Source organism: Streptomyces sp. NPDC002265 (assembly GCF_040296125.1).
Lineage (GTDB): Bacteria > Actinomycetota > Actinomycetes > Streptomycetales > Streptomycetaceae > Streptomyces.
On the sequence record NZ_JBEOWS010000026.1, the window covers coordinates 1 to 12025 of the forward strand.

At 72.0% G+C, this 12025-nt stretch carries 13 protein-coding genes; 9 read left to right on the forward strand and 4 right to left on the reverse strand.

The annotated features are described in order from the left end of the window. From ABT085_RS07305 to ABT085_RS07325, 5 genes are all read left to right on the forward strand, one after another. A partial coding sequence (locus ABT085_RS07305; RefSeq protein WP_502982668.1) for a cupin domain-containing protein occupies positions 1-679 on the forward strand: 679 nt, incomplete at its 5' end. Positions 680-681: 2 nt separating this feature from the next. After that, the gene (locus ABT085_RS07310) at positions 682-1518 is read left to right on the forward strand and encodes a fumarylacetoacetate hydrolase family protein (RefSeq protein ID WP_351603126.1); all 837 of its coding nucleotides are present in this window, start codon (positions 682-684) and stop codon (positions 1516-1518) included. Between the two features lie 119 nt (positions 1519-1637). After that, positions 1638-2210 carry a maleylpyruvate isomerase N-terminal domain-containing protein gene (locus tag ABT085_RS07315; RefSeq protein ID WP_351603219.1) on the forward strand — a complete coding sequence of 191 codons (573 nt, stop codon included), beginning with the start codon at positions 1638-1640 and terminating at the stop codon, positions 2208-2210. Between the two features lie 27 nt (positions 2211-2237). Then, entirely contained in the window at positions 2238-3488 is a 1251-nt protein-coding gene (locus tag ABT085_RS07320; RefSeq protein ID WP_502982671.1) for an FAD-dependent monooxygenase, read from the forward strand. Between the two features lie 168 nt (positions 3489-3656). Continuing rightward, on the forward strand, positions 3657-4265 hold the full coding sequence (locus ABT085_RS07325) for a TetR/AcrR family transcriptional regulator (protein WP_351603131.1): 609 nt from the start codon (positions 3657-3659) through the stop codon (positions 4263-4265). A 24-nt stretch (positions 4266-4289) separates the two neighbouring features. Here ABT085_RS07325 and ABT085_RS07330 read toward each other — a convergent pair whose 3' ends face one another. From ABT085_RS07330 to ABT085_RS07345, 4 genes are read right to left on the reverse strand one after another with little or no spacing between them, the layout of a single operon-like run. Next, entirely contained in the window at positions 4290-5210 is a 921-nt protein-coding gene (locus tag ABT085_RS07330; protein ID WP_351603133.1) for a LysR family transcriptional regulator, read from the reverse strand. Positions 5211-5220: 10 nt separating this feature from the next. Beyond that, positions 5221-6363, reverse strand: a complete 1143-nt coding sequence (locus ABT085_RS07335) for an NAD(P)/FAD-dependent oxidoreductase (RefSeq protein ID WP_351603135.1) — start codon at positions 6361-6363, stop codon at positions 5221-5223. Further along, positions 6360-6548: a ferredoxin gene (locus ABT085_RS07340; RefSeq protein ID WP_351603137.1), complete on the reverse strand. Its 189-nt coding sequence runs from the start codon at positions 6546-6548 to the stop codon at positions 6360-6362. Before ABT085_RS07340 ends, ABT085_RS07335 begins: the two co-directional genes overlap by 4 nt. Beyond that, entirely contained in the window at positions 6545-7717 is a 1173-nt protein-coding gene (locus ABT085_RS07345) for a cytochrome P450 (protein WP_351603139.1), read from the reverse strand. Before ABT085_RS07345 ends, ABT085_RS07340 begins: the two co-directional genes overlap by 4 nt. Before the next feature lie 245 nt (positions 7718-7962). Between ABT085_RS07345 and ABT085_RS07350 the strand changes: the two genes are divergently transcribed. The 4 genes from ABT085_RS07350 to ABT085_RS07365 are packed head-to-tail and all read left to right on the forward strand — an operon-like array spanning position 7963 to position 11998. Continuing rightward, the gene (locus ABT085_RS07350; RefSeq protein WP_351603141.1) at positions 7963-8937 is read left to right on the forward strand and encodes a phosphotriesterase family protein; all 975 of its coding nucleotides are present in this window, start codon (positions 7963-7965) and stop codon (positions 8935-8937) included. A 49-nt stretch (positions 8938-8986) separates the two neighbouring features. After that, positions 8987-9943, forward strand: coding sequence for a phosphotriesterase family protein (locus ABT085_RS07355; RefSeq protein WP_351603143.1), 957 nt, complete (start codon positions 8987-8989; stop codon positions 9941-9943). A gap of 12 nt (positions 9944-9955) precedes the next feature. After that, positions 9956-11071, forward strand: coding sequence for an FAD-dependent oxidoreductase (locus ABT085_RS07360; RefSeq protein ID WP_351603145.1), 1116 nt, complete (start codon positions 9956-9958; stop codon positions 11069-11071). Between the two features lie 3 nt (positions 11072-11074). After that, on the forward strand, positions 11075-11998 hold the full coding sequence (locus tag ABT085_RS07365) for an alpha/beta hydrolase (protein ID WP_351603147.1): 924 nt from the start codon (positions 11075-11077) through the stop codon (positions 11996-11998). Positions 11999-12025: the final 27 nt, after the last annotated feature.

Below are 12025 nucleotides of genomic sequence, written 5' to 3' on the forward strand. Positions count from 1 at the left end.
CCTGCCGCAGGCCGGCTGGAACTGGCACGCCCACCACAACGCCACCAGCGAGCCCATGGCGTGGATCGACGGCCTGGACATCCCGTTCCAGTACGTCACCGAGGCGCAGTTCTTCGAGTTCGGCCGCGACGAGATCACCGAGGCCGAGCGCACCACACCGCGACGGTCCCGCTCCGAGCGGCTGTGGGGCCACCCGGGTCTGCGCCCGCTGGCGGCCGCCCCGGCCGCCCCGGGCAGCCCCCTGCTGTCCTACAAGTGGGAGTACACCGACGCGGCCCTGCGTGACCAGCTCCTGCTGGAGAAGGAGGGCTTCGGCGGCACGGTCGAGCCCGGCCACGCCGCGGTGCGCTACACCAACCCGCACGACGGCTCCGACGTCCTGCCGACCCTCCGCGCCGAGTTCCACCGCGTGGCCCGGGGCGCCGAGACCGCGCCGGTGCGCGAGACCGGCTCCTCCGTCTACCAGGTCTTCGACGGTTCCGGCACCGTCACCGTCGGCGAGAGGTCCTGGTCGGTGACGCGTGGCGACCTGTTCGTCGTCCCGTCCTGGGAGCCGTTCTCCGCCAGGTCCGAGGCAGGCCGCACCGACTCCGACTCCGCGGGCCTCGACCTGTTCCGTTTCTCCGACGCGCCCGTCCTCGAGGCGCTCAAGCTCGACCGCACCCAGAAGGACGCCTGATCATGAAGCTCGCCACCCTCCGCACCGCCGACGGCACCCGGGCGGTCCGCCTCGACGGCGACGTCCTCGTCGACCTCGGCCACTCCGACCTCGGCGAGCTGTTCGCCCAGCCGGACTGGCAGGCGCAGGCGCAGGCCAAGACCGCCGCGTCCGGGGCCACTTACCCGGTCGACGGCGCCGATTTCGCGCCGGTCGTACCCAATCCCTCCAAGGTCGTCTGCGTCGGCCACAACTACACCGACCACATCAAGGAGATGGGCCGGGACCTGCCCACGCATCCGACGCTCTTCCCCAAGTTCGCCGACACCCTGCTCGGTGCGAACGACGACCTCGTCAAGCCCGCCGAGACCGACGCGCTCGACTGGGAGGTCGAACTCGCCGTCGTCATCGGCAAGCAGGTGCGCCGCGCCGACGAGCAGCAGGCGGCCGACGCCATCGCCGGCTTCACCGTCATGAACGACATCTCGGTGCGCGACTGGCAGTTCCGCACCATCGAGTGGACCCAGGGCAAGATCTGGGAGGCCACCACCCCGGTCGGCCCCTACATCGTCACCCCCGACGAGGTCGGCGGAACCCGCCCCGCTCTCCAGGTGACGACGACCGTCGACGGCCGCGTCATGCAGCAGGACGACACCGGCACGCTGCTGTTCGACCCGGTCTTCCTGGTCCGGTACATCTCCACGGTCATCACCCTGCGCCCCGGCGACATCATCGCCACCGGCACACCCGCCGGTGTCGGCAACGCCCGCGACCCCAAGGTCTTCCTGCTCCCCGGCCAGACCGTGGTCACCGAGATCACCGGCCTGGGCGCCTGCACCAACAGGGTCGTCGAGGCATGACCACCGCCCCACGCGGCGGTCGTACCCCGGCCCCCGCCACGCAGGACGGCCGAGGCACGACGACCGCCCCGCGCACCCCCGCCGACGCGCGCGCCTGGGCCCGTACCGGAACCGAGCTGATGCTCGACGCCGTCGCAGGCCTCGACGAGGACGGCTTCTCGGCCCCCAGCCTGCTGCCGGGCTGGACCCGGAAGCACCTCGCCGCGCACGTCGCGGCCAACGCCGACGCCCTGGGCAACCTCGTGCACTGGGCGGCCACCGGCGAGCGGACGCCGATGTACGCGTCCGCCGAGGAGCGCGCCGCCGGTATCGCCCGCGGCCCCGCCCTGTCGGCCGGCGAGCTGCGCGCCTGGCTGACCGGTTCCGCAGAGCGCCTCGCGCAGGGACTGGACCGGCTCACCGACGGGCAGTGGCGGCACCGGGTCGTCACCGCCCAGGGCCGCAGCGTCCCCGCCACCGAGCTGCCGTGGATGCGCGCCCGCGAGGTGTGCGTGCACGCCGTCGACCTGCGTACCGGCGCCGTCACCTTCGCCGACCTGCCGGAAGGCTTCCTGGCCGCACTGGTCGAGGAGATCCGCGCCAAGCGGCAACTGACCGCGCTGCCCGACGGCCCGCTGCCCGAGGTCGCCGCCTGGCTGGCCGGCCGCCCCCACACCCTTGCCGACGCCCTCGAGCTCGGCCCGTGGCTCTGAGGAGTGAGTTCCATGTCCCATCCTGATGTGATCGTCGTCGGCGGCGGTATCGGCGGCCTGGCCGCGGCGTTCTCGCTGACCCGCCAGGGCCTTTCCGTCCGCCTGCTGGAGAGCGCCCCCGCCTTCGGCGAGGTCGGCGCCGGCATCCAGCTCGCCCCCAACTGCACCCGCATCCTCGACGACTACGGTCTTCTCCAGGAGGCCAAGAGCCTCGGCGTCGTCCCGGACACGATGGTCATGCGCGACGCCGTCGACGGCGACGAACTGACCCGGCTCGACCTGCGGGACCTGGAGCGGCGCTACGGCTTCCCGTACCTGGTCATCCACCGCAGCGACCTGCACGGCCTGCTGCTGCGCGCCTGCGGGCGAGCAGGGGTCGAGCTGATCAACGACGCGCAGGTGACCTCGTACGAGAACACCGCCGCCGGCGCCCGGGTGACCCTGGCCTCCGGCCGGACGCACGAGGCCGGTGTGGTGATCGCGGCCGACGGTCTGCACTCCGTCGCCCGCAGGCTGCTCGTCGACGACCGGCCCGTCTCCTCCGCCTACGTCGCCTACCGCGGCACCGTCCCCGCCGAGCTGGAGCGGGTGAAGTCCGTGGACCTCGGCGAGGTCGCGGTGTACGTCGGTCCCGGCTGCCACTTCGTCCACTACGGCCTGCGCGGTGGCGAGATGCTCAACCAGGTCGCGGTCTTCGAGTCGCCCAAGGCGCTGGCCGGCCGGGAGGACTGGGGCACCCCGGACGAGCTCGACGCAGCCTTCGCCGGCACCTGCGACTTCGTACGCGACGGCCTGCCGTTCATGTGGCGGGAGAAGTGGTGGCGGATGTTCGACCGCGACCCGATCATGAACTGGGTGCACGGCCGGATCGCCCTGCTCGGCGACTCCGCGCACCCGCCGCTCCAGTACATCGCGCAGGGCGCGATCATGGCCATCGAGGACGGCTGGGTGCTCGGTGAGCACGTCGCCCGCCATCGCACCGCCGACGGCACCCCGGACTGGGACACCGCCCTCGCCGCGTACGAGGCCGTGCGCCCCGAGCACTGCCGCCGTGTGGTGACCACCTCCCGCGCGTGGGGCGAGCTGTGGCACCTCGACGGCGTCCCTCGCGAGCAGCGCAACGCCCTGCTGCGCGCCCGCGCCACCGCCGACTACTCCTTCGTGGACTGGCTGTACGGCCCGACCGCGCTGACCCCGGACCAGGAACCGCCCATGTTCGAGCCGGTCCCGCTGTCCTCCGCACCCCCGCGGCCGGCCGCCCAGGGCACGGCGGCGTGAGCGACGCCGGCCGTCGATCGCGCGCGGCCGGCTGAAGAGTCGCACAGGCCGATCCAGCGCGATCGGCGGAACCGCCGCCGCTTTACAGTCCGACAGCGATCCATGCGGCGCGTGCGTGCGCAGGCCGGCGCGTACGGACGGTATGCGCAGACGCGCTAGGATCCAGGCATGGCGAACCTTCGACAGGCGCAGAAGCAGATGACGCGCCGCCTGCTGCTGGAGTCCGGGCTCGAACTGTTCACCACCAAGGGGTACGCCGCCACCAAGGTCGACGACATCGCGACCGCCGCGGGCACCACCCGGGTGACCTTCTACGCCTACTTCCCCTCCCGCAGTGATCTGATGAAGGCGCTCATCGACGAGCGGCTCAACGAGGCGCTCCAGCGCGTACGTTCGCCCGAGCACGGTTCGACGGCGCAGGACCTGGTCGCGACCGTGGCGGCGGGCACGCCGGAGGCGATCGGTGCCTGGCTGCGGCGCACCGCCGACAGTTGGCCGGAGATCCGGCCGATCATCCGGGTGGGCCGGGACGCCGCGGCGGTCGATCCCGAGCTGCGCGACCTGGTGGAACGGTGGCTGGAGGAGGCCATCAGCGACATCGAGGACGGCCTGACGGCGGCCGGGCGTTTCGCCCCCCACCAGCGCCGCTTCCGGGGCGTGCTGGCGATGGCCGAACTGGACTACATCGCCCAGCACTGGGGCGACGCCGACTGGAAGATCACCCGCGAGCAGATGCTCGACGAGCTCAGCGACAGCTGGGTGCGGCTCCTGGGCTGACCGCCACCGGCGCGAGCGGTCGGCTCACCGCTCGGCCGCGGCGTCGTACAGCAGGGTCCGCAGCCAGGCGACGAAGTGGCGGTCGTTCAGGTGCGGGTTCCACACCATGTCGATGCCGAGGCCGGGCAGTGGAAACGGGAACTCCTCGATCCGCAGGTCGGCGAGTGTGCGCATGGTGGCGGCGACCCGGTACCGCAGCAGCGCGACACCGCCGGCGCGGGCCACGTGGAACGGCACCAGCAGGAAGTCGGAGATCCACAGCCCGACGCGGTAGGGGATGCCTTCGTCCTCCAGCACCGAGTACGGGAAGACCCGCCGGTCGGTGTCGACGACGACGTGCGGTTCGGTGCTGAGCAGTTCGAGCGCGCCGGCCTGCGGCGGGGTGTCCGGCCCGGCCACCACCACGCACCGGTCGTCGTAGAGCCGCTCGCGCGGGTACGGCGAGGAGTGCCCCTCGGAGACCAGGACGACGTCGACGCCCCCTTCGGTGAAGGTGGCCTCGGTCGGCACGGTGATCGTCCGTACCCGAAGCGTGGCGTGCGGCGCGCGCTCGGCGACGAGCCGGGTCAGCCGGGGGCCGACGACGAACGCCGTGCTGTTCGTCATGGCGACGGTGATGACCCGTTCGTCCGTGGCGGGGTCGAAGGAGGGGAAGTCGACGATCCGCGCCGCCTGTTGCAGCGTGCCGCGCAGTGGCGCGATCAGCTCCAGGGCCCGCGGGGTGAGCGTGACGCCGCTGCCCTGCCGTACGACGAGGTCGTCACCGAGCAGGCGCCGCATCCGGGTCAGCGCGTGGCTCATGGCCGGCTGCGACAGCCCGACCCGCTCCGCCGCCCTGGTCACCGACCGTTCCTCCAGCAGCGCGAGCAGAGGCACCAGCAGGTTGAGATTGACCGACGCCAGCCGGTCCAGTCCCGACGCCGTGGTGCCTTCCTCGCTGCTCATGGCGCTCACCCTATGCGGGCGCCCGGGTCAGGCGGCGCAGCCGGGGGACGGGGATGCGGTGGTCGAGGGCGACGGCCGTGGTGCTGCCGTCGCCCTGCCGCCAGGTCATCAGGGCCGGGCCGTCGCCGGGTTCCCCGGCCGCGTACTCCGGTTCCCCGGCCGCCGGGAGGTGCCCGACCGCCTTGAGGGTCCGCCCGAACTGCTCGGTCCAGAAGTACGGCTGGAACGCGAGCGGCGGGGCGTCGGCGCCGTGGACGAGCGCCCGCGCGGCGGCCTTCGCCTGGTCGACGGCGCTGCTCCACAGCGGGACCCGGCGTGGGCCCTGTGCCGTGGGGATGGCCGCGAGGTCCCCGACGGCGGCGATGCCGGGACGGGCGAGGCCGCGTGTGTCCACCGGGACCGCGCCGTTCACGACGAGCCCGGTGCCGGCGAGCCATTCGGTGTTCGGCACGTCACCGACCGCGGTGAGCAGGACCTCCGCGCGCAGCACCGTGCCGTCGTCGAGTGTGACGCGGGCGTCGCCGGGCCGTCCCTCGACCCGGGCCGGACCGCCCTGGACCACGGTGAGCCCCCGCTCGCGGGCGGCGGTGAGGAAGACGCGGGCGAGGTGCGGACCGAGCTGGGCGGCCAGCGGCGGCCCCTGCGAGACGAGGGTGACGTCGCAGCCGGCGGCCAGGCACCCCGAGGCGATCTCCATGCCGAGCGGTCCGCCGCCGACGACGAGGACGCGGGGACGCTCCGCCAGGCGGCGGCGCAGTGCCAGCGCGTCGTCGAGTCCGCGCAGGGTGACCTCGTCGGGCAGCCCGGACAGCCGTCGCGCCCGGGAGCCGGTGGCGAGGACGACACCGTCGTACGGCAGGGCGGTGCCGTCGGCGAGCGTGACCAGCCGCCGCTCGGGGTCGAGCCCGGTCGCGCGCACGCCGAGCAGTTCGCTCGCCCCGTGCGAGGCCGGGGGCAGGGTGTGCGAGGTGAGGTCGTCGCCGTCGAGGAGCAGTGCCTTCGACAGGGCGGGCCGGCTGTAGGCGGGGTGGGGCTCGTCGCCGACGACGGTCAGCTCGCCGCCGAATCCGGCCTCGCGCAGCGTGTGGGCGGCGGTGAGCCCGGCGATGCCGTTGCCCACGACCACGACACGTTTCAGGGCTGCCGTGTTCATACGATCCTCAGCGCGGCGACCGGGCACACCCGCGCGGCGGCCTGCGCGAGCGCGGAGTCGCTCCCGTCGACCTCCTCGCGGTCCAGCACCAGTTCGCCCTCGTCGTCGAGGTGCATGAGCTGCGGTGCGGCTTCTTCGCACAGGCCGTGGCCTTCGCAGCGGGGGCGGTCGAGAACGATCCTCATGCGGGGATCACCTCCAGGACGGGGAGCTGCTCGATGCTCCGGGTGATGTTGTTCGGGACGCGGACCTCGGGTCCGACGACGAGGCGCTCGACGCGCCGGGACAGCGCCTCGATCACGGCGTGGGCCTCCAGGCGGGCGAGCCCCTGGCCCGCGCAGCCGTGCGGGCCGTAGCCGAAGGACAGGTGGTCGACGGGGTTGCGTCCGACCAGGAAGGCGTCGGGGTCGTCGTAGTGCCGGGGGTCGCGGTTGCCCGCGCCGAGCAGCACCGCGATCTGCGCGCCCTGCGGGACGACGGCGCCCTCGATCTCGACGTCACGGGTGGTGATGCGACCCCAGACGTTGACGGGGGGCCAGTAGCGCAGCGCCTCGTTGAACGCCGCGGGTATCAGGGCGGGTTCGGCGCGGACCTGGTCGAGCTGGTCGGGGTGTGCGGCGAAGAGGGCGACGAGGTTGCCGATGGCGGCGACGGTCGTGTCGACGCCGGCGCCGAGGTACTGGTGGATGATGTGGCCGACGGTGCCCGCGGGGATGGCTCCGCGGGCCTCGGCGTCGAAGATCGCACGGCCGACGGAGCCCTCGGCCAGATCGTCGGCGGTGACCTCGGAGCACCAGGCGTACAGCTCGCCGGCGATGGGGAAGCTCTCGGCCGTGCGCTGGTTCATCGGGCCGATGACCTGCATGGCGGCCTGGCCCCAGCGCAGCATGTTCTCGCGCACACGGCCGGTGAAGCCGATGAGGTCGGCGACGACCTCCAGCGGGAAGACGCGGGCGAGGGCGTCGACGGCTTCGAAGGAGCCCTGCTCGACGAGTTCGGCGACCAAGGCGTCGGCCTTCGCCTCGATGCGGCCCTTGAGTCCACGCAGGGCGCGGGGTGAGAGGTTCTCGGTGAGGGTGGCGCGCAGCCGGGTGTGCACCGGCGGGTCGGAGGCCAGCGAGGTGCCGGTCAGGGCCTGGTTGGCGGCCGGGTTGAACGCGATCGAGGCCGAGGAGAACGACTCCCAGTCGGCGAGGGCCTCGCGGATCACGTCGTACCGCGTCAGGGCGTAGACGTCGTTCTTCGGCAGGTGGATCACGGGACCGAGCTCCCGCAGCCGTGCGTGGACGGGGTGGGGGTCGAGGAGGACGTCGTCGGCGAACAGGTCGACGTCGGAGGTGGGCGGTGTGCTCATGTCCTCAGTCAAAGTGGCGCACGTCGCATTCATCAAATGAATGATTTGTATAGCTACGCATGCGCGTCGTGCATGCCGGTCTCGGCGAGGGGGCCTTCCGTGCTCCGATCTCCCGTCTTCACGCAACTACACGAGCAAAATATATTCGTGATGTTCGCTTCGTTGACGTCATGTAAAGCGAATGGTTAGCGTGACGGCAGCCACCGGGTGCACCGCCGCACCCGCACCGCAGACGTGAGGCAGTCATGAGCGTGAACAGCAACACCGTCAACACCGTCCTGGGCCCGGTGCCGGCCGGGGAGTTGGGCGTCGTCTCGGTCCACGAAGCGCTGCTGTCGGTGCTGCCGGGCGCGGAACACGCCTTCGACATCACCCTCGACCGCGCCGAGATCTTCGAGACGCTCGCCGGCAAACTGCGGGACTTCCGCGCCCACGGCGGCGGCACCATCGTCGACAGCACCGGCATGTTCCACGGCCGCGACGTCCGCCTCTACGAGGCCCTGTCCCGTACGACCGGTGTGCACATCGTCGCCTCGACCGGCCAGGGCCCCGAGGAACTGCTCGGCGGCTACTTCCTCACCCCGCAGACCAACCCGCCGACCCCCTGGCCCGCCGAGAAGTTCGCCGGCCTCTTCACCCAGGAGATCACCGAGGGCATGGTGGTCCCGCGCGTGGAGCGCCGCGGCCCCGCCGGACTGGTCACCACAGCAGTCACCCGCGCGGGCATGACCGCGACCGACGAGAGCCTGCTGCGCGGGGCGGCCCGCACCGCCCTCGCGACCGGTACGCCGCTCTCCTTCCGCCACGGCGCCGACGCCGTACGGGAACTCGACGTCGTCCTCGACGAGAAGCTGCCGGCCGACCGGGTCGCCGTCGGCGGCCTCGACCGCAGGGCGGCCGTCGCCGCCGACGCCCCGCAACGCATCGCCGCCCGGGGCGCCCACGTCGCCCTCGACCACGTCGGCACCGAGGACGAAGAGCACCTGACCGACGCCGAGCGCGCCGCCCTGGTCGCCGACCTCGTGCGCGCCGGACACACCGACCGCATCCTGCTCTCCGTCGGCGTGACCGGAGTGGCCGAGGGACACCCCGCCAACGACCTGCCGTACAGCCACGTCCTGACCGCCTTCGTGCCCCTGCTCAAGGAGCACGGCATCGGCGACGACGACATACGGCGCATCCTCGAGGCCAACCCCCGCGACCTGCTCGCGACGCGGTGAACGCGCCGGCCCGAACGACCATCAAGAACTTTTCCCGAAGGTGAGTGCTGTGTCGCGAGTGAACACCGTCCTGGGGCCGGTCCCCGCCGAGGAGCTGGGCTTCGTGGCGATCCACGAACACATCGGCTACGGCATGCCCGGCTCCGAGCTGGACACGCAGTGGTGGAAGACCCCCGAGCAGCGGTACGAGGAGACCGTTCCGAAACTGCGCCGCTTCCACGAGCTGGGCGGCGGCACCTTCGTCGACGCGACCGGCATCTGCAACGGCCGTGACGTCGACTACTACAAGTCGCTGTCCGCGAAGACCGGCGTCCACATCGTCGCCTGCACCGGATTCGTCGGCGGCGACACGGCCCTGCCGCACTTCGCCCGCGCCGATGTCGACTACCTGACACGGCAGTTCGTCCACGAGATCACCGTCGGCATCGGCGGCACCGGCAGCCTCGCCGGCGTCATCAAGGTCGGCGTCAGCCGTGGCGGCCGCATGACCGACCTGGACAAGCGCATCTACCGTGCCGCCGCCCGCGCCGCGCTGCGCACCGGCGTACCGATCCTCACCCACCTCGCCGTCGACGCCGAGAACGCCGTCGCGATCTTCGAGGAGGAGCAACTGCCGCTGGACCGGGTGCTGTTCGGTCACGTCGACGACGGGGTCAACGCCGACAAGACACGCGATGTGTGGATCGCCGAGCAGGGCGGCCGCATCGGCTTCGACACCTTCGGCTACGAGACCGAGCTGCCCGACCCGCCGTTCTGGGCCCGCCCGCGCAAGGAACGCCTGGACCACTTCCTGCGGTTCATCGACAACGGCCGCCGCATCGGGCAGGTCCTCGCCTCCGCCGACGCCAACTGCTCCCCCCTGGGCTGGCCCGGCGTCAAGGGGCACACCGTCAACTACCTCTTCGACGACCTGCTCCCGGACCTGCGCGCCGCCGGACTCGACGAGTCCGCCATCCAGAAGATCTTCGTCGGCAACCCCGCCGACTTCCTCACCATCCAGAAGTAAGCGAGATCCGCCATGCAGTCCTCGGACCTGAACAAACTGAAGATCGCGATCGTCGGCGCGGGATACGGCGGCGCGGCGGCGGCCAAGGCCCTCAGCCTGCTAGGCGCGGACGTCACCGTCTACGAGCAGGCCAACCGGATCCGTGAGGTCGGCGCCGGCATCGGGCTGCGCCCCGCCACCATGAACCGCTTCCGCCAGTGGGGGATCTTCGACGCGATCGCCGAAGTCAGCTCGCCCAGCGAGTACTTCGAGATCCTCACCGCCACCGGCGACCCGATGATGAAGGAGGCGTGGCCCGCCGAGGGCGAGCAGACCCACACCCATCTGATCCACCGCGGGGACTTCATCGAGGCACTGCTCGGCGTGCTGCCCGAGGGCATGGTGCGCCTCGGCCACCGCCTCCGGAGCGTCGAGGACAAGGGCGACAGCTCCGTCCTGACCTTCGCGGACGGCACCACCGTCGAGGCGGACCTCGTCGTGGGCGCCGACGGCATCAAGTCCGTCGTACGGCAGCAGCTGTTCAGCGACCGGGACCCGGTGTTCTCCGGCGAGCACGCCTACCGCGCCGTCATCTCCACCGACGACGCCCACGGCATGGTCACCGACGACAACCTGCGCATGTACATCGGCCGCGGCACCAAGGTCTACCTGCTGCCGCTGCGCCACCGCGACCAGGTGTCCTTCGACATCACCGCCCTGTGCCCGGACGGCACCTGGACGCCCCAGGTCACCAAGGACGACATGCTGCGCACCGTCGAGGGCTTCGACGAGCGCCTGCTGGCCATCACGCGCGGCCTCGCCATGGACGCCGTGAACATCCGCGCCGTCTACGACATCGACCCGGTCGACACCTGGCACTCGGACTCCGTCGTCCTCGTCGGCGACGCCGCCCACTCGATGCTGCACCACCAGGGCCAGGGCGCCAACTCGGCCATCGAGGACGCCGGCGCGCTCGCCGACGCCCTGCGGCAGGCAGGTTCCGTGAAGGAAGCCCTCGCCCTGTACCAGGCCACCCGCAAGCCGGTGACCGACCGGCTCCAGGCCATCTCGCGCCAGGGCTGGTCCGAGGACGAGATCGACGACGTCTTCCCCGGCCAGAAGCCCGCGGCCGCCGCGACGAAGGAGTAGGTCATGCCGCTGCACCCCGAGATCGCGAAGTTCCTCGCGACCCTCCCGCCCGCGCCCGAGGGCCCGCTCGACCCGGCCGCGCTGCGCGCCGCGGAGGAGGCGCACGTACCCGCCGTCGCGGACCGGCTGCCGCTGCACGCGGTGCGGGACCTGACCGCGCACACCACGTCCGGTGACGTGCCGGTACGCGTCTACACACCCACCGCCGCGGACCACCACGGCCTGCTGGTCCACTTCCACGGCGGCGCCTTCTTCCTCGGCAGCCTGGACACTCACGACCACCTCGCCCGCTCCCTGGCGAAGGAGACGGGCCTGAAGGTGGTCTCCGTCGGCTACCGCCGGGCGCCCGAGGCCGCCTTCCCGGCCGGTCTCGACGACTGCCTCGCCGTCACCCGGTGGGCCGCCGAGCACGGCGCGGACCTCGGCTGGGACGGCACCACCCTCGGCGTGGCCGGCGACAGCTCCGGCGCGACCTTCGCCGCCGCCGTGGCGGCCAGGGCCCACGACGAAGGCTTCGACAGCATCACCCACCAGATCCTCTACTACCCCTCCCTCGACCTGGACTTCGACGAGGACCGCTACCCCTCACTGCGCGAGAACGCCGTCGGGTACGGCCTGGAGACGGCCGGCCTCAAGCCGTTCAACGCCTTCTATTTCGACAGCGGCGCCGACCCGGCCGACCCGCTGGTGTCCCCGATCAAGCGGGAGGACCTGCACGGGCTGCCGCCGGCCCTGGTCGTCACCGCCGAGTTCGACCCGATGCGCGACGAGGGCGAGCTGTACGGCCGACGCCTCCAGGACGCCGGCGTGCCGACCACGATGAGCCGCTACCAGGGCGCCGGCCACGGCTTCGTCCAGCACTTCTCCTGGATTCCCGAGTTCCACCAGGTCTTCGCCGAGACCCGCGACTTCCTCACCCGTCACTGAACACCGGCCGCCGTCAAAGAAGTTCGG